The 19,570-nt window shown below is 60.4% G+C and carries 18 protein-coding genes and 2 tRNA genes; 18 read left to right on the top strand and 2 right to left on the bottom strand.

Annotated elements, in window-relative coordinates; all coding sequences use genetic code 11:
* Nucleotides 1-56 precede the first annotated feature (56 nt).
* The 12 genes from rpmE (at nt 57) to KSY82_RS03260 (ending at nt 14,580) form a co-directional block, all read left to right on the top strand.
* Entirely contained in the window at nt 57-482 is a 426-nt protein-coding gene (gene rpmE / locus KSY82_RS03315) for a 50S ribosomal protein L31 (RefSeq protein WP_055285657.1), read from the top strand.
* A gap of 307 nt (nt 483-789) precedes the next feature.
* Nucleotides 790-3,597 (top strand): preprotein translocase subunit SecA, encoded by a 2,808-nt coding sequence (gene secA, locus KSY82_RS03310; RefSeq protein ID WP_217750266.1) that lies wholly within the window; start codon nt 790-792, stop codon nt 3,595-3,597.
* Nucleotides 3,597-4,745: a peptide chain release factor 2 gene (gene prfB, locus KSY82_RS03305; protein WP_217750265.1), complete on the top strand. Its 1,149-nt coding sequence runs from the start codon at nt 3,597-3,599 to the stop codon at nt 4,743-4,745. The genes secA and prfB overlap by 1 nt, the downstream gene beginning before the upstream one ends.
* Before the next feature lie 165 nt (nt 4,746-4,910).
* The gene (locus KSY82_RS03300; RefSeq protein WP_217750264.1) at nt 4,911-5,801 is read left to right on the top strand and encodes a YitT family protein; all 891 of its coding nucleotides are present in this window, start codon (nt 4,911-4,913) and stop codon (nt 5,799-5,801) included.
* 207 nt (nt 5,802-6,008) lie between these two features.
* Complete coding sequence (locus tag KSY82_RS03295) at nt 6,009-6,839, top strand: transketolase (protein WP_117634793.1); 831 nt, start codon at nt 6,009-6,011, stop codon at nt 6,837-6,839.
* Nucleotide 6,840: 1 nt separating this feature from the next.
* Nucleotides 6,841-7,782, top strand: coding sequence for a transketolase family protein (locus KSY82_RS03290; RefSeq protein WP_217750263.1), 942 nt, complete (start codon nt 6,841-6,843; stop codon nt 7,780-7,782).
* Nucleotides 7,783-8,229: 447 nt separating this feature from the next.
* Nucleotides 8,230-9,450 carry a cell division ATP-binding protein FtsE gene (gene ftsE, locus KSY82_RS03285; protein WP_217750262.1) on the top strand — a complete coding sequence of 407 codons (1,221 nt, stop codon included), beginning with the start codon at nt 8,230-8,232 and terminating at the stop codon, nt 9,448-9,450.
* Entirely contained in the window at nt 9,437-10,357 is a 921-nt protein-coding gene (ftsX, locus tag KSY82_RS03280) for a permease-like cell division protein FtsX (protein WP_217750261.1), read from the top strand. Before ftsE ends, ftsX begins: the two co-directional genes overlap by 14 nt.
* 135 nt (nt 10,358-10,492) lie before the next feature.
* Nucleotides 10,493-12,628: a ribonuclease R family protein gene (locus KSY82_RS03275; protein WP_217750260.1), complete on the top strand. Its 2,136-nt coding sequence runs from the start codon at nt 10,493-10,495 to the stop codon at nt 12,626-12,628.
* 177 nt (nt 12,629-12,805) lie between these two features.
* Nucleotides 12,806-13,411 carry a recombinase family protein gene (locus tag KSY82_RS03270; RefSeq protein WP_035137411.1) on the top strand — a complete coding sequence of 202 codons (606 nt, stop codon included), beginning with the start codon at nt 12,806-12,808 and terminating at the stop codon, nt 13,409-13,411.
* Nucleotides 13,412-13,516: 105 nt separating this feature from the next.
* On the top strand, nt 13,517-14,098 hold the full coding sequence (locus KSY82_RS03265; protein WP_217750259.1) for a VanZ family protein: 582 nt from the start codon (nt 13,517-13,519) through the stop codon (nt 14,096-14,098).
* A gap of 122 nt (nt 14,099-14,220) precedes the next feature.
* Nucleotides 14,221-14,580 (top strand): arsenate reductase family protein, encoded by a 360-nt coding sequence (locus tag KSY82_RS03260; RefSeq protein ID WP_055251871.1) that lies wholly within the window; start codon nt 14,221-14,223, stop codon nt 14,578-14,580.
* A 196-nt stretch (nt 14,581-14,776) separates the two neighbouring features.
* Here KSY82_RS03260 and KSY82_RS03255 read toward each other — a convergent pair whose 3' ends face one another.
* A complete protein-coding gene (locus KSY82_RS03255; RefSeq protein ID WP_195503493.1) occupies nt 14,777-15,187 on the bottom strand; it encodes a hypothetical protein in 411 nt (136 codons plus the stop codon).
* A gap of 276 nt (nt 15,188-15,463) precedes the next feature.
* Between KSY82_RS03255 and KSY82_RS03250 the strand changes: the two genes are divergently transcribed.
* The 6 genes from KSY82_RS03250 (at nt 15,464) to KSY82_RS03225 (ending at nt 18,048) form a co-directional block, all read left to right on the top strand.
* Nucleotides 15,464-15,537, top strand: a tRNA-Gln gene (locus tag KSY82_RS03250).
* A 17-nt stretch (nt 15,538-15,554) separates the two neighbouring features.
* A tRNA-Glu gene (locus KSY82_RS03245) sits at nt 15,555-15,631 on the top strand.
* A gap of 97 nt (nt 15,632-15,728) precedes the next feature.
* The gene (locus KSY82_RS03240; protein ID WP_215694750.1) at nt 15,729-16,646 is read left to right on the top strand and encodes a tetratricopeptide repeat protein; all 918 of its coding nucleotides are present in this window, start codon (nt 15,729-15,731) and stop codon (nt 16,644-16,646) included.
* Nucleotides 16,636-17,106, top strand: a complete 471-nt coding sequence (gene smpB / locus KSY82_RS03235; RefSeq protein ID WP_006235325.1) for an SsrA-binding protein SmpB — start codon at nt 16,636-16,638, stop codon at nt 17,104-17,106. Before KSY82_RS03240 ends, smpB begins: the two co-directional genes overlap by 11 nt.
* Before the next feature lie 206 nt (nt 17,107-17,312).
* Nucleotides 17,313-17,816 (top strand): flavin reductase family protein, encoded by a 504-nt coding sequence (locus KSY82_RS03230; protein WP_217750258.1) that lies wholly within the window; start codon nt 17,313-17,315, stop codon nt 17,814-17,816.
* A gap of 88 nt (nt 17,817-17,904) precedes the next feature.
* A complete protein-coding gene (locus KSY82_RS03225) occupies nt 17,905-18,048 on the top strand; it encodes a rubredoxin-like domain-containing protein (RefSeq protein WP_006235327.1) in 144 nt (47 codons plus the stop codon).
* Between the two features lie 153 nt (nt 18,049-18,201).
* Here KSY82_RS03225 and KSY82_RS03220 read toward each other — a convergent pair whose 3' ends face one another.
* Nucleotides 18,202-19,458: an Nramp family divalent metal transporter gene (locus KSY82_RS03220; RefSeq protein ID WP_217750257.1), complete on the bottom strand. Its 1,257-nt coding sequence runs from the start codon at nt 19,456-19,458 to the stop codon at nt 18,202-18,204.
* Nucleotides 19,459-19,570 lie beyond the last annotated feature (112 nt).

Here is a 19,570-nt window from a genome sequence, read left to right as displayed (position 1 = left end):
CAAGACGCCTTATGCGCTGATCGGTAACCAGCGCCTGACCAATAAGGAGTCCTACCATGAAGCAGGGTATCCATCCCCAGTATGTCGAGTGCACGGTGACGTGCTCCTGCGGCAACACCTTCAAGACGCACGCTACCGTGTCCGAGATGAAGGTCGAGCTTTGCAACGAGTGCCATCCGTTCTACACCGGCCAGCAGAAGTTCGTCGACACCGGTGGACGCGTCCAGCGCTTCGCCGACAAGTTCGGTGGCGCCGCTGCCGCCCAGCTCAAGAAGGCTGAGGAGGCCAAGGCTGCCAAGGCCGCCAAGGCTGCTGAGGCCGAGGCCGCTCGCAAGGCCGCCGCTGAGGCTAAGGCTGCCGAGAAGGCTAAGCGTGCCGCTAAGTTTGCCGAGGAGGCTGCCAAGCAGGCCGCCGAGGCTCCCGCAGAGGCTCCCGTCGAGGAGACCGCTGCCGAGGCCGAGACCACCGAGGCTGCTGAGTAAATAGCTCGCCGCGGAATCACTCGCATTCATGGCATAAGGGCCGTGCATCCGTTTGGGTGCGCGGTCCTTTTCTTTTTATTGGTGCAAACCAACCTGCCCCCATTGCACCAAATGGCAGAGAGGCGGCGTTTGCCCAGATAAAAACTGCCAAAATAAACCAGTCCCCTTTTGGCAGGTTGGTCGTAGTTATTACGTGGCGGTCGAGGTCGACCGTATAGGCCGCGCCTTGTTTGGCTAAAGTACAATCATCTGTGTTTAACTCGCCCGCAGCTGCACGGCGTGGGCGATGGCCAAAAAGGAAAACCACATGGGATTCATGTCAAAGCTGCTGTCCTTTGGATCCGATAAGGACCTTAAGCGCTACTACAAGATCGTCGACCAGATCAACGGTCTTGAGCCCCAGTTTGAGAAGATGACCGAGGAGGAGCTCCGCGGCCAGACCGATAAGTTCCGCGAGCGTTACGCCAACGGCGAGTCGCTCGACGACATGCTTCCCGAGGCCTTTGCCACCGTGCGTGAGGCTTCCAAGCGCACCATGGGCATGCGCCACTTTGACGTGCAGCTCATTGGCGCCATGGCACTGCACGAGGGCCACATTGCTGAGATGAAGACTGGCGAAGGTAAGACCCTCGTCTCCACGTTGGCCGGCTATCTCAACGCTATTGCCGGCAAGGGCGTGCACGTCGTTACTGTCAACGATTACCTTGCCAAGCGCGACTCCGAGTGGATGGGCCGCATCTATAAGTACCTGGGCATGACCGTCGGTCTGCTCCAGAACAACATGCCGCTCGAGCTCAAGCGCCCGGCCTACCAGGCCGACGTCACCTACGGCACCAACTCCGAGTTCGGCTTTGATTACCTGCGCGACAACATGGTTACCCGTCCCGAGCAGCGCGTGCAGCGCGGTCACAACTACGCCATCGTCGACGAGGTTGACTCCATCCTGATCGATGAGGCCCGCACCCCGCTGATCATCTCGGGCGCTGGCACCAAGTCCGCCAGTACCTACAAGGACTTCGCGCGTGCCGTGCGTGGCCTTGAGCGCGGCGAGGACGTGTCGCACGACATGCTCACCGCCACCGAGGACGTCGAGCCCACGGGCGACTATGTCATGGACGAGGCCAAGCACACCATTGCCGCCACCGAGCGCGGCCTTAAGAAGATCGAGCGCCGCCTGGGTATCGATGACATCTATGCCGATCTCTCCGGTCAGCTTGTCAACCACCTGCAGCAGGCGCTGAAGGCCCAGTACATGTTCCACCGCGACAAGCAGTACGTGGTCACCAACGGCGAGGTCAAGATCGTCGACGAGTTCACCGGCCGCATTATGGAAGGCCGCCGTTACTCCGAGGGCCTGCACCAGGCCATCGAGGCCAAAGAGGGCGTGCTCGTGCGCGAGGAGAATCAGACGCTGGCCACCATCACCCTGCAGAACTACTTCCGTCTGTATGACAAGCTCTCCGGCATGACCGGTACGGCACTTACCGAGGATGCCGAGTTCCGCGAGATCTACAAGCTGCCCGTCGAGGTCATCCCCTCCAACAAGCCCGTGCAGCGCGTGGACCACGAGGACCTGGTGTACCGCACCATTCAGGCCAAGTACAACGCCGTCGCCGACGATGTCGAGCAGCGTCACGCCAAGGGCCAGCCGGTCCTGGTGGGCACCGTCTCCATCGAGAGCTCCGAGAAGCTGTCCTCCGCCCTTACCAAGCGCGGCATCGCTCACGAGGTCCTCAACGCCAAGCACCATGAGCGCGAGGCCCACATCGTTGCCCAGGCCGGACGCTACGGCGCCGTGACCATCGCCACCAACATGGCCGGTCGTGGTACCGACATCCTGCTGGGCGGCAACCCCGACGAGCTGGTGCGCGAGCGCCTGGAGTACGAGGGCCTGACCATGGAGGACGTGACGCCCGAGCAGCTCGAGCAGTTTAACGCCGAGGCCAAGGAGACTTGCAAGGCCGAGCGCGAGCGCGTGCTTGCCGCCGGCGGCCTGACCGTCATCGGCACCGAGCGCCATGAGTCCCGCCGTATCGACAACCAGCTGCGCGGCCGTTCCGGCCGTCAGGGCGATCCAGGCGAGACCCAGTTCTACCTGTCGCTCGAGGACGACCTCATGCGCCTGTTCGGCGGCGACAAGATGGACCGCGTCTCCAAGATGATGGTCACGGCCGACATGGGCGACGACATGCCCATTCAGCACAAGATCATCTCCAAGGCCGTCGAGAGCGCCCAGCACAAGGTCGAGAGCATCAACTTCTCCATGCGTAAGAGCGTCCTTGAGTACGACGACGTCATGAACAAGCAGCGCCAGGTCATCTACGCCGAGCGCAATAAGATTCTGGACGGCAAGGACCTGACCGACCACATCACCGAGGTCATGCACGACACCGTGTACCGCTGCGTGCAGGAGTTCTGCACCAAGGACAGCCACGATGGCGAGCGCGACCTGGAGGGTCTGCGCAAGTGGGTTGTGGAGCTCACCGGCCACATCGATACGCCGAAGTTCCCCGACGAGGATTATGAGGCCCTGGCTGCCGATGTCCTGGCTTACGTAGAGAAGTGCTACAACATGAAGGCCGAGCGCTTGGGCGAGGACCTGATGCGCGAGCTCAACACCCAGGTCATGCTGCGCGTCATCGATACCCGCTGGATGAACTACCTGCAGGAGATGGACTACCTCAAGACCGGCATCGGCCTGCGCGGCTTTGGCCAGCGCGACCCGCTGGTTGAGTACAAGACCGAGGCCTACGGCGCGTTCCAGATACTCGTCGATACCATGTACGAGGATTATCTGCGTACGGTTCTGCGCATCGAGATCAAGGCTGCCCCGCGTGCCGTGGAGCACAAGGAGGAGCCCGCGCTCGAGGGTGCGCACTTCTCCGGTCCTGCCGAGGTCGATGGTGACAACGGCGGCTCGGTGCTGCGCAAGCAGGCGCAGGTGCAGGCCCGCACGGCTGTCCAGGGTGGTCCGGCTGCCGTCAACAACGGTGGCAAGGTGACCACCTATCGCAAGTCCGAGAGCGACGATCCGTACGTCAACGTGGGCCGCAACGACCCGTGCCCCTGCGGTAGCGGCAAGAAGTTTAAGTACTGCCACGGCAGGAATCGTTAATGGCTGAGGCTTTAGAGGTAACGCCCGCCGAGCTGGACGCGTTTGCGGACCGGCTCGGTGAGGTCGAGTCGTATCTCCACCTGGACGAGAAGCGTACCCGCGTGTTCGAGCTCGAGGCCAAAAGTGTTGCCCCTGGCTTTTGGGATGACGCCGACGCCGCCCGTGCCACCATGGAGGAGATCGCGCGCACCAAGGAAGATATCGCTGCCGTGGACACCGCGCGCGGCGAGCTTTCCGATGCCCGCGCCGCGCTGGAGCTTGCCGAGGAGATGGGGGATGACCCCGACGCCGTCGCCCTTCGCGAGGAGGCTACAGCCACGGCTGAGCGCCTGGCCCGTGCCATCGATGAGCTTGAGCTTTCGAGCTGGTTTACCGGTGAGTTCGATCACGGCGATGCCATTGTGACCATCAAGCCCGGACAGGGTGGTCTGGAGGCCCAGGACTGGACCTTCATGCTCTTTAAGATGTATATGAAGTATTGCCAGCGTCGCGGCTGGAAGGTCACCATCAACGACTGTCCCGCGGCCGAGGTCATCGGCATCGACCGCGCGACCTTTACCGTCGAGGGCAAGGACGCATTTGGCATGCTGCGCGCCGAGGCCGGTGTCCACCGCTTGGTTCGCATTAGCCCCACCGATGACAAGAAGCGCCGCCAGACCACGTTTGCCGGCGTCGAGGTCATCCCCGTGCTACCCGATGATATCGACATCGAAATCAGTCCCGATGACATCCGCGTGGACGTGTACCACGCGAGCGGCCCGGGCGGTCAGGGCGTTAACACCACCGACTCCGCCGTGCGCGTGACGCATTTCCCCAGCGGCATTGTGGTCACCTGCCAAAACGAGCGCAGCCAGATCCAGAACAAGGCCGCGTGCATGCAGATCCTCAAGGCTCGCCTGTACGAGATTGAGCTCGAGAAGCGCGCCGAGGCGCTCGATGAGATTCGCGGACCCAAGACCACGATTGGTTTTGGCAACCAGATTCGCAGCTACGTGCTCTACCCGTACCAGATGGTCAAAGACCTACGCACGGGCGTGGAGACCAGCAATGTCGAGGCCGTCCTTGACGATGGCGACCTGGACCCGTTTGTTATTGGCTACCATCGTTGGGCCACCGGCAACGCCGATGCAGAAGGCTCGGAGGTCTAAAACATCGGGCGGCTTCAAGCCGATGCCAAGCCCAACGGTTGGACGGGTTTGTATCCAGAATAAACCCTGCGCAGGGGTGGTTTTTGTTCGGCGAATCGGTAGAATCGAATACAAGAAGAAGTTCAAAGCGCATCCGATGGGGTGCGCTTTTTTGAGGGAGGCAGCATGGCATATCGTCTGGACATCAAGCGCATTCTTTCGATGAACTTCTTTCACGACCTGCCCCAGATCATGTTGGGGTGTGCCTTGGCCGCCATCGCGACCGACTTGTTTTTGATTCCCAACGGTCTTGCCGCCGGTGGCGTTACGGGCCTTGCCACCATTATCCAGGCGGTCGGCGCGGCGCGCGGCCTATCGCTTCCCGTTGGTATTCAGACGATCGTGATGAACGCCTTGCTGTTGTTGGTCGTTATGCGCGAGGGCGGCATGTTCTACGTGGTGCAGACCGCGACGGGCTTTGTGCTGCTGGGCTTCTTTACCGATCTGTTCGCCCCGTTTGTAGCACCTCTGGCGGATGCGGACCTGATGCTCCCTGCCATGTGGGGCGGCATTATTACGGGCATCGGTTACGGCATGGTGTTGCGCGCCGGCGCCAACACCGGCGGCTCGGACACGATTGGCCAAATCATCTCGCGTAACACCTCGCTGCCGGTGGGCTCGACCGTCATGGCGATCGATGTTGCCGTATGCGCGCTATCGGCTCCGGTCTTTTCAATCGAAAACGCACTATATGCAGGCCTTTCGATGGTCATTAGCGGCTACGTGATCGATGCCGTGGTCGATGGTGGCAACAAGCGCCGTATGGTACTCATCATCTCGGACAAGTTCCCTGATATCGCTGCCGATATCATGTATGGCCTGGGTCGTGGTTGTACCAAGTTTAAGGCGACTGGCATGTATTCGGGTGCCGAGAAGCCGGTGATTATGGTCATCGTGAGCCGTCGAGAGCTCAATACCCTCAAGACGATTGTGCGCGAGCGCGATCCTCATGCCATCGTGACGGTTGCCGACGTTACGGAAGCCTTCGGCGAGGGCTTTAAGGACATTAACGCGTAGGGGCGACCGCGTTCCATCCAAAAGACGTTCACATTGATAAACCGTTTCATCAGCGGTTCTGCCTGCTAAATTGTTCAAATAATGATAAAAACTCTGGTAAAGCCATCAGTTTCCAGCATAATGAATGACGTACGTGCATTGCGGCTGTGTTGGGATTACCTTCGGTGCCGTGCGCATTTTGTCTAATGAGGATGAAAGGAAGGCACAATGAGCGACGAAGAGCTCAAAAAGGTTGCCAACGAGGTAAGGAAGGGCATCGTCACCGGCGTGCACGCTGCCAAGTCCGGCCATCCGGGCGGTTCGCTCGGCGCTGCCGACATCATGACCTATCTGTACTTTGAGGAAATGAACGTCGACCCGGCCCATCCCCGCAAGGCCGACCGCGATCGCTTTGTGCTTTCCAAGGGCCACTGTGCACCTGGTCTGTACGCTGTGCTCGCCGAGCGCGGGTTCTTCCCCAAGGAGGACCTCGAGACGCTGCGCCACATCGGCAGCCACCTGCAGGGTCATCCCAACATGAACGACACTCCGGGCGTTGACATGTCCACCGGTTCGCTCGGCCAGGGCATCTCCGCCGCCGTGGGCATGGCCGTTGCCGCCAAGCACTGGGGCGATACTTATCGCACGTACGCCCTGCTGGGCGATGGCGAGAGCGAGGAGGGCCAGGTCTGGGAGGCCGCCATGTTTGCCGGCAACCAGCAGCTCGACAACCTCTGTGTGATCGTCGACCACAACGGCCTGCAGATCGACGGCCCCGTCGAGGAGGTCAACGACCCCATGCCGCTCGCCGACAAGTTCCGCGCCTTTAAGTTCCACGTGGTGGAGCTCGCCGACGGCAACGACTTCGACCAGATCCGCGCCGCCTTTGCCGAGGCTCGCGCCACCAAGGGGCAGCCGACCGCCATTATCGCCGAGACCCTGAAGGGCAAGGGCGTGTCCTTTATGGAGAACCAGGTTGGTTGGCACGGCAAGGCCCCCAACGATGAACAGTTTGAGCAGGCCATGGCAGAGCTCACGGCCGCCGGAGAGGAGCTCTAGGATGGCAGACGTCAAGAAAATCGCCACGCGTGTAAGCTACGGCGAGGCCCTCGTCGAACTCGCCAACGAGCACGATGACTTTGTGGTCCTCGACGCCGACCTGGCCGCCGCCACGCAGACTGGCAAGTTCAGGGCAGCCTGCCCCGACCGCTTCTTCGATGTGGGCATTGCCGAGAGCAACCTGATGGGTGTTGCCGCCGGTATCGCAACCACCGGCCGCGTTGCCTTCGCGAGCAGCTTTGCCATGTTCGCCGCCGGCCGCGCCTTTGAGCAGGTCCGCAATTCCATCGGCTACCCGCACCTTAACGTTAAGATCGGTGCCACGCACGCCGGTATCTCGGTGGGCGAGGATGGCGCCACGCACCAGTGCTGCGAGGATATCGCCCTCATGCGTGTTATCCCCGGCATGACCGTGATTGTTCCCGCCGACGACGTCGAGGCCCGCGCCGTGACGCGCGCCGCCTACGAGTGCGACGGCCCCGTGTACATGCGCTTCGCCCGTCTGGCCTCGCCGGTCATCAACGATTCCGAGACCTACAAGTTCGAGCTGGGCAAGGGCATCGTCATGCGCGAGGGCACCGACGTCACCATCATCGCCTGCGGCCTGATGGTCGGCGAGGCGCTCGAGGCTGCTGAGCAGCTTGCTGCCGAGGGCATCGATGCCGAGGTCATCAACATGCACACCATCAAGCCCATCGACGCCGACCTGATCGTCAAGAGCGCCACCAAGACCGGCCACGTCGTGACCGTCGAGGAGCACTCCGTGATCGGTGGCCTGGGCAGCGCCGTTGCCGACGTCCTGTGCGAGCAGTGCCCGACGCCGCTCAAGAAGATCGGCGTCAACGACACCTTCGGTGAGTCTGGCCCGGGCGCCGAGCTCCTGCACAAGTACGGCTTGGACGCGGCCAACATCGTGGCGACCACCAAGGAGTTCTTGGCCTAGGACAAGACGAGGCAAAGTATCGCCTCAACAACCACATACAAGCCAGAACAGGGGCGTCCCCAAAGAGGGCGCCCCTGTTTTTTCGGCAACAAACAAGACAGGCCCGCACCAAGCAAGGGCTTCCTCCGGGAAACGGGCCCATCCCAGCCAAGTGCAATTCAGCCCCCAAGCATAGCGCTGCTGCACCCAAATAAAACGCAGCGACCCCTTAGTTACCGCAGGCCGGGCACAGGGTTACTCTCCAAATCTTTCCGCAGGACGGAGGAGCCCCCGCCGCGCGAAGTGCGCAGCGGGGGCTCCGACATGTCCGAGGACGATTTGGAGAGTAACCCTGTGCCCGGCCGACGGGATCCCTAAGCACGCCATGCTTCTTATGTGCAGCAAAGCTAATGCTGCTAAAATATAAAGCGCTCATGTAGTTTAAACGCACGACGATAAGGAGCACCAGTGGGTAACCACTTCCGTACCTCCGGTGCGGGCGATGATGCCCCCAAGACGCAGGCAGGCGTCCAGGGCAGTCGTTTCGCCACTCCGGATTCAGAGGGCCAGCCTGTTGCTCAGGCCCCCGCTCAGCCGGCAGATCAGGCACAGCCGGCATCCGATCCCTTTGCCTACAATCCCACCAGCGATGTCGCGCTTTCCGGCACGGCGGGTTTTGAGCCCGTTCAGCCCGTGACCGCTCGCGTGGAGCAGCCTCAGGCTGGCGCCGCCACGCCGCAGCCTACCATGGCCGGCATTCCCGACCCCATGGCCCCTGCGACGCCGGCTCCTCAGCCTGCGCAGTCCGGTCTCTTTGCCGCTATTCCCGACCCCACGCAGCCTGCTGCCCCGGTGGTCGAGAGCGATCAGGCCGCCGAGGTCGCAAGCCTCGATAACGCGCTCAACAACCCCGATTTTACGTCGGTGTTTGCGCCCATCGATCCGCAGGCCAGCCGCAAGAAGATGGCCAAGCAGGCCGGTGTCGAGCCCGTCATCCTTATGGAGCATGTCACCAAGATCTATCCGGCACAGCCCAACAAGCCCGCACTCGACGACATCAACATCGAGATCTATCCTGGCGAGTTCGTCTTCCTGGTCGGTCACTCCGGCTCGGGTAAGACCACGCTGCTGTCGACGCTCAACCGCGACGTCAAGCCGACGAGCGGCCGCATCCTGGTTGCCGGTCAGGACCTCATGAAGATCAAGAACCGCAAGGTTCCGTTCCTGCGCCGCCAGATTGGCGCCGTGTTCCAGGACTTTAAGCTTCTGCCGCAAAAGACCGCCTACGAAAACGTGGCGTTTGCCCTGCAGTGCATCGGCAAGCCCAAGGGCGTCATTCGCAGCCAGGTGCCCGAGGTGCTGCGTCTGGTCGGTCTGGCCGATCAGATGGACTCCCTGCCCGACCAGCTTTCCGGTGGCGAGCAGCAGCGCGTTGCCGTCGCCCGCGCTATGGTCAACCGTCCGCCGCTGCTTATCTGCGACGAGCCGACGGGCAACCTCGACCCGGCGATCTCGCTGGGAATCATGAAGCTGCTCGAGCGTATTAACCGCACCGGCACCACCGTGATCGTCGCCACGCACGACCGCGAGATGGTCGATAGCATGCACCGTCGCGTGATCGCCCTCGAGGGCGGCCACGTTATCCGCGACCAGGAGAGGGGAGGTTACGGCAACTATGGCACCAACTAACGTTGGCTACTCCTTCAAAGAGGCAATCAGCCACTTCTTCCGTAACTGGACTACCTCGCTCGGCGCCGTCATCACGATCTTCCTTTCGCTGTTTATCATCGGCCTGTTTATCATGGGCTCCGCGATGCTGAACTCCGTGATCGGCACCGTCGAGGATCAGGTTGTCATCAACGCGTTCATTAGTGATGACGCCGATCAGGCCGATGTTCAGGCTTTTGAGGCCGAGCTTAAGACGTGGAATAACGTCAAGTCCGTGACCTATAAGGACAAGGACGATGCGCTGGCCGAGTATACGAGCAAGATGTCGGGCAACGCTGACGCCACCATGAGCGCGCTCGATGGCCAGAACCCGCTGCCGGCTTCGTTTGCAATTGAGATGGACGATCCGTCCAAGGTCGAAAGCACGGCAGAGAAGCTCAAGAAGAATGCCGATTTCCAGAAGATCGCGGATGACGGCGACGTCAACGCGAGCGTGCTGTACGGCCAGGAGGAAGTGAGCCACCTGTTCCAGGTGACCAACTACATCCGCATCGCCGCCGTGGTGCTCGTTGGCCTTCTGACCTTTATCGCATTCATCTTCATCAACAACACGATTCGCCTGTCCATTACGGCGCGTCGTCGTGAGATTGCGATTATGCGTCTGGTCGGCGCCAGCAACGGCTTCATTCGTGGCCCGTTTATCACCGAGGGCGTACTGCAGGCCATTTTGGGCTCGCTGCTTTCCATCGGCGTTCTGGAGCTGCTGCGCAATCTGATGATTCCGCGTTTGCAGGAGAGCATCGGCTGGATGTCGTTTGCCCTGCCGATGCAGTACTACCTGGTGACCTATGCTGCGCTGATTCTGGTCGGCGTGATTATCGGCCTCTTTGGTTCTGCCATCGCCATGCGTCGCTACCTGCGCGTGTAGGCATGCCTGGAATTCATCCCTTCCAACGGGTCGTCTCTTATGGGGCGGCCCGTTTTTTGATCCCTAGGGGACGGCAGGAAAGCGAATCATTTGGGTAGACTCTTTGGAGTTCGCAATCGATAGTTAGGAGGCGCCATGGGGCGCAATAACAAGCATAAGCGTGGAGCTCGCAATAAGCGCGGGCCGGTGCGCAGCGAACGCCGTCCGAGCCTGACCGGGCGCGTGCAGCTCTATGAGCACAGTGCCTACGTTGTAACCGAAAACGGCGACTACAAGGTCATGGGCCGTGGTAAGCGCGAGATCATGGATGGCGATACCGTTGCCGTGAGCATTAAGAATAGCCCGCATGGCGAGCGTCGCGCCGTGATCGAGGGCGTAGTTGAGCGCGCAGCCATAAGCGTGGTGGGTACGTACCAGACCGCCGGTCCGCTCGGTGTGATCGAGCCGCTCGATTCGCGCTTGAAGGCCGACTTCTTCATTTTGCCCGAGGATGCCTCGGCGGATCGTCTGGGTGTCCACCCGGGTGATGCCGTTGTCGCGCGCATTTTGACCTACCCGACGCGCCTGGAATCGGGCACTGTGACGATCGAACGCCGCATTGGCGGAGATGACGCGCCCGATTTGGGCGTTCAATATGTGATGGCGCGTTACGGCTATACCGATAGCTATCCCGAGGCCGCGCTGGACGAGGCCGAGGGGCTTTCGCTCGATGTGTCCGCGGCGCTTAAGGACCCGCTCCGCCGCGATCTGCGCGACCGCTTTGTCATCACGATCGACCCGGTCGACGCGCGCGACTTTGACGATGCCATTTCGTTGGAGCGCACGCCCGAGGGTGGCTACAAGCTGGGTGTGCATATCGCCGACGTTTCACACTATGTGGCTTGGGACGGGCATATCGATCTTGAGGCTCGCCATCGTACGACATCGGTGTATCTGGCCGATCGCGTGCTTCCCATGCTGCCCGAACGCCTGTCCTGTGACCTGTGCTCGCTTCGCCCTGACGAGGACCGTCTTGCGTTTACCGTCGATATCGAGCTCGATGCGCAGGGTCGCGTGCGGCATTACGATCCGTATCCCAGCGTGATTCGCTCGCGTGTGCGTATGGACTATGACGGCGCCGAGGCGCTGCTGGTGCGTGCCGGCGCGGTTGAGTATTCGGTGCTGGAGGGTGCAGCCGAGGATGTTGCGGCTGCCGAGGCCTCGCGCGAGGAAGCGCTTGAGCGCGGTCTTGCGTGCGAGGAGACTGCCCGCGGCTACAACATCGACCTCGGCGATTTCCTTGTCGCCGCTAACGAACTCGCCGAACTTCGCCGTCGTATTCGTCGCGCCCGCGGCTCAGTCGATTTTGACACGGCCGAGATTCGCGCTCTATTGGATGAGGACGGAGTGCCCGTGCAGATTGTGGCGCGTGAGCGTTCGTGTGCCACGTCGCTTATCGAGGAAGCCATGCTGCTCGCCAACGAGTGCGTTGCAGAGTGGCTGGCAGACCGTGATATCGAGGCCTGCTATCGCGTGCATGAGGATCCGAGCCCCGATAGCCTGCACGGTGCCGCCGTTGCGCTGGCGCAGCTAGGCATCATCGACGATCGCCGTGCTGCCGGTATTGCCCTGGGGAGTCCCGATGAGCTGCAGGCTGCAGTTGATGCTGCCGCCGGTACGGCAAACGCACCGCTCGTCAACACGCTGCTTCTGCGCAGCATGCAGCGCGCGCTGTACAAGCCGCGCAACGAGGGCCACTTTGCGCTCGCCGCGCCGTGCTACTGCCACTTTACGAGTCCCATCCGTCGCTACCCCGATCTGGTGGTGCACCGCGTACTCAAGCTGCAGTTGGCCTATGAGCAGCTCGGCGGCAAGGACGCCTTGGTCCGTACGCCGCGGCTGATCGGCAAGGGACGCGAGTCGCTGCCGCGCATTCTGCCGCAGATCTGCCGCGCATGCAGTGATGCCGAGCGCGCGGCAGACGCCGCCAGCCATGCGACGCAAAAGATCAAGATTGCCCAGTACTATGAGGACCGTCTAGGCGAGCGCTATGCCGGAACCGTCTCGTGGGTTAGCAGCATGGGCCTCTTTGTGCGCTTGGACCTGACGCAGGTCGAAGGCTTGGTTTCGATCAAGAGCCTGGGCAACGAGTGGTTCGAGTTCGACGAGGACGCGCTAACGCTCACGGGTGCCGACACGGGCACCCGTTACGAGCTGGGGCAGCGCGTGATCATCGAGGTCTCGCGCGTCAATACCACGCGTGGGCACTTGGACTTTAAGCTTATCCATTAGCCAAATCCCGACTGATGGTGGGGGAGCGGAGGGCGGCCTTTTGGGACCGCCCTCCGCATTTGAATCGCGGCTACCTTGCCGTCTGCTCGGCCGCCCGCTTACCTGCTATTTGAGAGGTAAAACCTACCAAAATAAACCTGTCCCTTTTTGGCAGGTTTACAAGAAAGCGGGGATGAGATGGCGACGGTGTACGGTTATGCGCGGGTGAGTTCGCGCGATCAGAACCTTAATCGGCAGCTGGATGCGCTGGGCGCCTATGGCGTGGGCTCGGCGAATATTTATGCCGACCATGCGAGCGGCAAGGACTTCGATCGACCGCGTTATCGCGAGCTGCTGCACGTCCTGGGAGACGGGGACGTACTGGTGGTGCTATCTATCGACCGACTCGGTCGTAATTACTCCGAGATTCTTGAGGAATGGCGACGCATTACCAAGGAGCTCGGGGTTGCCATTGTGGTGTTGGACATGCCATTGCTTGACACGCGCGTCAGGGCCAGCGGCGCGCCGGATGTGACCAACACCCTGATTGCCGATATTGTGCTGCAACTGCTGAGCTACGTGGCGCAGGTGGAGCGCGAGAATATCCATCGGCGCCAGGCGGAGGGAATTGCAGCGGCGCGGGCGCGAGGGGTCCGTTTCGGTCGACCTCGCAAGCCGTGCCCTCCTCAGTTTGAGCTGGTGCGCGATAGCTATGAGGCGGGTGATATTACCCGCAGCCAGGCAGCAAAGTGCCTGGGCGTGTGCGTGGGGACGTTCGATCGCTGGATGCGCGAGGCGGGGTAGGGGTTTGCGTCGCTTTGTCGCTTCCTGTTGCGATTCAAATTTTGATACGGTGACGATGTCATTTGGGGCTACACTCGCTGATATTCAAAAAAAGGAGGTTGGCCCTTGGCGCGCGTAAAACAAATAATCGGATGGACCGCGATCGTTCTGTTCGCTGCAACGCTGGTGGGCATCTGGGTGCTGACGGAGCAAAATGCGGTGGAGACGTCGTTGCTGAGCGAGTCCACCGCGCGTGTGGTGGAGGATCAGGCTACGGGCGTTCAGGCTGCCGATGCCACGGGTGAAGCCCAGACGGAGAACGGAATGACCGGGGGCACCGATTCGGCTGCCTCGAATGTCCGGTCTGGCCGACTTGCTTCCATTCGCATGTGGGTGGGCACGAACGTCCGTCGCGTTGCCCATACCGTAGAGTTTTTCTTCGTCGGATTATTCGCCTCCGTGGTCGTGGTTTGCTTTTCCAGGCGTCCGTGGAGCGTATGCTCCCGTTGCGTGCCCGTATTGCTCTTTTGCGCCGCCTGCTCCGTTGGCGATCAGGTACATAAGATTTTTGTTCCCGGCAGGCATTTCGACGTTATCGATTTAGGATTCGATGCTGCGGGCTATGTCACCGCCATGCTGTTGGTATTGCTGGCAGCGGCGTTGGTGCGCCATGCGACTCGGCCGATCGGCGCCCATGCGAGGCGCTAGCCTTAAGACGAGACATTGCGACTGCCTATGCTTCGACATTGACTACAATAACGGCTGCAATCGCGAGTGGTCGTCGATGTGCAGTTTTCCAGACACCTGTTTTCTCTAAGAAAGGAAATCCCATGGCGGTATTGTTTGTTGAATATCCCAAGTGCTCGACCTGTAAGAAGGCCAAGGCATGGCTGGACGAACATGGGGTAGAGTATATCGATCGCGATATCGTTTTGGACAATCCCACGGCTGATGAGCTTGCGACCTGGATCGCTCGTTCGGGGCTGCCGGTGCGGCGCTTCTTTAATTCGTCGGGCATGAAATATCGAGAGCTGGGCCTGAAGGCGCGTCTGGATGCGGGCATGACGGATCGGGAGTGCTACGAGCTGCTGGCGACCGACGGCATGCTGGTCAAGCGTCCGCTGCTGGTGGGCGACGACTTTGCGATTCCCGGCTTTAGGGAAGCGGCTTGGGCCGAGGCGTTGCTGTAGCGGCTGCGGAAAGTGCGACCCGGAATTCGCTTCCAGAATGGGATGCACTTTCCCAAAGTGGCCGGTTGCGGAAAGCACGTCCCATTCTGAGCTTCGATTGTGGGACACGGTTTCCGGTTGAGGGCTCGACGGGAAAGTGGGGACCAGTTTGAGCTTGAAATTTGGGGCGCACCTTCCGCCGGCGGGCCTGCCCCAGTCAGTCCGCCAGCTGTGCCCATTCGTGCGGATCGTAGACCTTTACGTGTTTGTTGGGCTTGCCGCTCCAGTACTCCTCGTCCATAAAGGGCAGATATGCCTGAACGCCGGGGCAGATAAAGGGAATCCGCTGCTGTTGCAGTCGCTCGCGCTGGCGCTGCTCCAGGTGCGCCTCGGATATGACGGTCGGCATACCGGACAGCTCGACGAGGCTTGCCTGGATTCGCTTAAGGTCGGGGAGTCCCGCGTGCCATGACACCCGCATGATCAAAAAGGATGCACGGCGGTATTTTGCCTGCATCACCGTGATGGCGGGGCGCAGTGTGGGATGGATTTTGTCCCGTTCGGGCCAAAGGTCAGCAGTGATCTCGAGGCCCAGGGTCTCCCATAGGTAATCAAGCTCTTCGTCCATGGCGCCTCGATATCTACGCAATCATTGATACTTCGATTGTGTTGCCTGGTGCTATCGTTTTCACGGTAGAATCTGCCAACGGTTGACGGCTACCGCTCGCGGCGTTTTGCCCTTCGTGTACAGCGGTTGGCTTCACAGGTCCTTCACGGGTTGGACTAAATTAGGCCAATTTGACTGAATTTTAAAAAAGTCAAAATTGGGGCTTGCGTCACGGCGAGACTTCCCGTATATTTCTTTCTTGCGCAAAGGCACAGCCGAGCGCAGCGATGCAGTCATTGGGATGTCGTCTAATGGCAGGACAGCGGATTCTGGTTCCGTCAATGGGGGTTCGACTCCCTCCATCCCAGCCATTGCATTTGCTACATATGGCCCGTTCGTCTAGCGGTTTAGGACGCCGCCCTCTCAAGGCGGAGATCACCAGTTCGAATCTGGTACGGGCTACCAAAATTGAACGCCCGGGCCTCGTAAGAGACCCGGGTTTTGTGTATTGACCGATGTTTAAGGCGCGCGTTGAGTCTGCCGCCCGGACCGAGGAGTTGTCATGGACCTGCCCATCAGCTTGCAAGACATCACGTATGCCGAGAACTATCTGGCGCAGGGCGACCTGGCTACGGCGACGCCGCTGCTGGAGCGCTTGGTGGAGCTCGCCGAGGAGTATATCGACGCCGAGTGCAAGACGGAGGAGAAGCGCCAATACTTTAGCTTCGATAGCAAGTTTGAGCGCTTGGCCTATCGCCGCGTGGAGAAGGATCCGCGCGAGCTCGTGCAGGTCGAGGTGCCTTTTGACCGCCTGTACTCTGACATGGCGTTTGCCTACATTCGCCAGCAGGATTATGTGAGCGCTCGCAATGCCCTGATGCAGGCCGTGCGTTGGGACCCCATGAACTGCAACTATCGCTTGGATTTGGCCGAGCTGTTCCGCGCACTCGAGGACAAGCAGGAATGGGCATCGCTCTCGTTCTCGGTGCTGGAGCGTGCAAGTGATGGCAAGTGCGCCGCCCGCGCTTACGCCAATCTAGGTCAGTACTTCTTGGAGCCCGAGACCGAGAACGTTTCGGCTGCCGTGGGCTGCGCGCGTCTGGCGCTGCGCCTGGCGCCCAACGATGCGCATACGACGCGCCTGCTCAACAAGATCCATACCACCTATCCGGATGCCGCCGATGAGAGCGACGAGCACGTGATGGGCGAGCTGGCGTTGCAAGGCGTTCCGACCTCACCTTCGGCCGAGATTGCCATCTGCCTGATTATGTGCGCGACCGATGCCGCAAGCGACGGCGACAAGCAGGAGGCGACGCGCCTGACGGTGCGTGCTCGCGACTTGGTGGGCGAGGAAGCCTGCGCGGCGATTATCAAACTGGTGCGCGAGAGCGATGCTGAGCTCAATGCCGAGCGCAAGGCAAAGCGCGAGGCTGCGGGCTCAAACGCCGATGGCGCCAAGGAGGCCGGCGATGCCCAGTAAGCGCGAGCGCAAGCTCATTTCCAAGAATCGCTCGGCACATCACGAGTACTTTATCGATGAGACCTTTGAGTGCGGCATTGAACTGAGCGGCACCGAGGTCAAGTCGATTCGCGAGCGCGCCTGCCAGATCACCGATACCTTCGCGCTGATCCGCGGCGGGGAGTGCTGGCTCGTCGGCCTGCATATCCACCCTTATAGCCATGGTGGCGTGTGGAATCGCGATCCCGACCGTCGGCGTCGTCTGCTGCTGCACCGCAAGGAGATCGACTTTCTTGACGGTAAACTTCGCAACCGTGGTTATGCGCTGGTTCCTTTGGAGCTCTACTTTAATACGGACGGCCGCGTAAAGCTGCTGCTGGGTCTGGGTCGCGGCAAGAAGCTCTACGACAAGCGCGAGGACATGGCCAAGCGTGATGTCCAACGCGAGATCGACCGCGCCCTTAAGGAACGCAACCGCTAGGTACTCTGTATAAGTTGCGGTGGAATACGGACTGTTTTGCCTGTTTGAGGGGCTATTCAGTCCCTATTTCACCGCAACTGCGGGCGCCTCATCTTGCTTGCTGTTTTGACACATATGTCTCAAAGGCGGCGTCCGTTATGGGTGCCGCCTTTTTTGTGGGTACATACATCCATGAGGTTCAATCCTGGGTTAGGGGAGTGATCGTTATGGACAAAACTGCGTTCTTTACGATGCCGAGCGGCCTGTATGTGGTGAGTGCCGCGGCCGACGGGCTGCGTGCCGGCTGCGTTATCAACACAGCGGTGCAGGTGACGTGCATGCCGCCGCGTATTTCGGTTGCCGTGAACAAGGACAATGTCACCTCGGGCGTCATCGCATCGGCCAAAGCGTTCGCGCTGACCGTGATCGATCAGACTGCCGACATGCTCTACATCGGTAACTTTGGGTTCCGCACCAGCAGCGATTATGACAAGTTTGCCAAATACGAGACCCGCGAGACGGCTCTGGGCATGCCCTATGTGCCTGAGCACGCGGCGGCCTTGTTTAGCTGTCGTTTGATTGATACCGTGGACGTGGGCACGCACCTGCTCTTTATCGGCGAGGTGGAGGATGCCGAGCGCTTGAGCGGCGAGACCCCGCTGACCTATGACTACTATCACAAGGTGCTAAAGGGCAAGACGCCGCCCAAAGCCTCGTCGTATCAAGGCTAGAAATGTTCTAAAAATACTTGCATTATATTATTGAGAATATATACTAATAAGCAAGTACACCAGCAGTCACGTTCGAGAGGAGAACATCATGGCTGAGGAGAAGAAGACGTATAAGTTTGTGTGCACCGTTTGCGGCTACGAGGTTGAGGTCGACACGCCCGAGCTGCCCGAGGACTACGTATGCCCGGTCTGCGGCGTCGGCCCCGATGAGTTTGAGCTCGTCGAGGAGTAACTCGTAGACACACGGCGATTAGCCATACAGAGCTCTGTCCAAGGGTCCCGGCTGGATATTCCGGCCGGGGCCCTTTTGATTTATCTGACGGTTTAAAACGGCCTTACGTGTTACAGATTGAGACGTTATATCTGGACAGTCACGCCATCCCAATTACATCCCCGTTAGCAGCACGATGTCGAGAACCGTTACGATGACGCCGATTCCTACGAGCAACGCGTTGAGCGGGCGCGAGTTGGCGTATTTGCCCATGACGCGGGGCGAACTGGTGAGTCGTATGAGCACAAAGACCGTAATCGGCAACTGAAGCGACAGCAGCGCCTGACTCCAAATGAGACCCTCAAAAGGATTTGGGACGACCAGGCACGCCGCCACTGCGCCGGCGAAACAGGCCACCACCCCGATCGAGGAATGTCGGTCGTGGACGTCGTATTCCTCGTCGAACATGCCTGCGGTGATGGTGCCTGCCGCCATGCCTGCCGTCACACTACTCGAGAGGCCCGCAAACAGCAGCGCCACCGCAAAGATGGTCGAGCTTGCTGGGCCCAGAATGGGGGAGAGCGTGTCCGCTGCGACGGCGAGGTCGTCTACGACAATGCCGTGCGCAAAGAAGGTCGTTGCGGCCAGGATGACCATGGCCGAGTTGATTGCCCAGCCCACGCCCATCGAAAAGAGCGTGTCGAAGAGCTCATAGCGCAGACGCTCTTCGATAACCTGCTCGCCTTGGCCTTCGAAGTGCATGGATTGGATGACCTCGGAGTGTAGAAAGAGGTTGTGGGGCATAACGACCGCACCCAGGACACTCACGATAATCGCGGCAGAGCCAGTGGGCATACTGGGCGTGATCCAGCTTGCGGCGGCTTGCGGCCAGTCGACCTTGACTAGTGCAAGCTCGGCCAAAAACGAGAGTCCTACCACGCCTACGAAGGCGATGATCCAGCGTTCGGCACGCTTGTAGGAGTTCGTCATGAGCATCGCCATCGATACTGCCGCCACGATGACGCAGCCCGCGCGCACGGGCAGCCCAAAGAGCATTTGAAGGGCAATCGCGCCACCCAGGACTTCGGCCATGGCGGTGGCGATGGTCGCGAGATAGGCGCTGCCGAGCACCGCGCGTCCCACGATGCGGGGGAGAAAGCGGGTCGTGGCCTCGGCAAGACAGGCGCCCGTGGCGATACCCAGGTGCGCCGCATTGTGCTGCAGCACAATGAGCATAATCGTGGACAGTGTGACGATCCACAGCAGCGCGTAGCCAAACTGCGAGCCCGCGGCCATATTGGAGGCCCAGTTGCCCGGGTCGATAAAGCCGACGGTCACGAGCAGCCCGGGGCCGATGTGCCGCGCAATGTCTAGGCCTCCGTGACCACCGGTGCGTCGGCAGCCAAAGTGTTGTTTGAGATGGTTGAGCATGGTGAGCTCCTGCGTGCCGTTTGTTTGACGCCGCAAAGGATACCCGTTTTAGGCTCAAAAGTTAACCAAGACTAACAAAATTGTTGTATTTGAATAGGATGGTGAAAGGGGA

The sequence above is a fragment of the Collinsella aerofaciens genome (genome assembly GCF_019131995.1).
Classification (GTDB): Bacteria; Actinomycetota; Coriobacteriia; order Coriobacteriales; family Coriobacteriaceae; genus Collinsella; species Collinsella aerofaciens_S.
Note: the sequence above shows the minus strand (reverse complement) of the source record. Positions and strands in the feature narration are given on the sequence as shown.

What these genes read in the sequence shown, in the direction of transcription:
- rpmE (WP_055285657.1), top strand. Translation starts at nt 57, where the DNA reads ATGAAGCAGGGTATCCATCCCCAGTATGTCGAGTGCACGGTGACGTGC.
- secA (WP_217750266.1), top strand. Translation starts at nt 790, where the DNA reads ATGGGATTCATGTCAAAGCTGCTGTCCTTTGGATCCGATAAGGACCTT.
- prfB (WP_217750265.1), top strand. Translation starts at nt 3,597, where the DNA reads ATGGCTGAGGCTTTAGAGGTAACGCCCGCCGAGCTGGACGCGTTTGCG.
- KSY82_RS03300 (WP_217750264.1), top strand. Translation starts at nt 4,911, where the DNA reads ATGGCATATCGTCTGGACATCAAGCGCATTCTTTCGATGAACTTCTTT.
- KSY82_RS03295 (WP_117634793.1), top strand. Translation starts at nt 6,009, where the DNA reads ATGAGCGACGAAGAGCTCAAAAAGGTTGCCAACGAGGTAAGGAAGGGC.
- KSY82_RS03290 (WP_217750263.1), top strand. Translation starts at nt 6,841, where the DNA reads ATGGCAGACGTCAAGAAAATCGCCACGCGTGTAAGCTACGGCGAGGCC.
- ftsX (WP_217750261.1), top strand. Translation starts at nt 9,437, where the DNA reads ATGGCACCAACTAACGTTGGCTACTCCTTCAAAGAGGCAATCAGCCAC.
- KSY82_RS03275 (WP_217750260.1), top strand. Translation starts at nt 10,493, where the DNA reads ATGGGGCGCAATAACAAGCATAAGCGTGGAGCTCGCAATAAGCGCGGG.
- KSY82_RS03270 (WP_035137411.1), top strand. Translation starts at nt 12,806, where the DNA reads ATGGCGACGGTGTACGGTTATGCGCGGGTGAGTTCGCGCGATCAGAAC.
- KSY82_RS03260 (WP_055251871.1), top strand. Translation starts at nt 14,221, where the DNA reads ATGGCGGTATTGTTTGTTGAATATCCCAAGTGCTCGACCTGTAAGAAG.
- KSY82_RS03255 (WP_195503493.1), bottom strand. Translation starts at nt 15,187, where the DNA reads ATGGACGAAGAGCTTGATTACCTATGGGAGACCCTGGGCCTCGAGATC.
- KSY82_RS03240 (WP_215694750.1), top strand. Translation starts at nt 15,729, where the DNA reads ATGGACCTGCCCATCAGCTTGCAAGACATCACGTATGCCGAGAACTAT.
- smpB (WP_006235325.1), top strand. Translation starts at nt 16,636, where the DNA reads ATGCCCAGTAAGCGCGAGCGCAAGCTCATTTCCAAGAATCGCTCGGCA.
- KSY82_RS03230 (WP_217750258.1), top strand. Translation starts at nt 17,313, where the DNA reads ATGGACAAAACTGCGTTCTTTACGATGCCGAGCGGCCTGTATGTGGTG.
- KSY82_RS03225 (WP_006235327.1), top strand. Translation starts at nt 17,905, where the DNA reads ATGGCTGAGGAGAAGAAGACGTATAAGTTTGTGTGCACCGTTTGCGGC.
- KSY82_RS03220 (WP_217750257.1), bottom strand. Translation starts at nt 19,458, where the DNA reads ATGCTCAACCATCTCAAACAACACTTTGGCTGCCGACGCACCGGTGGT.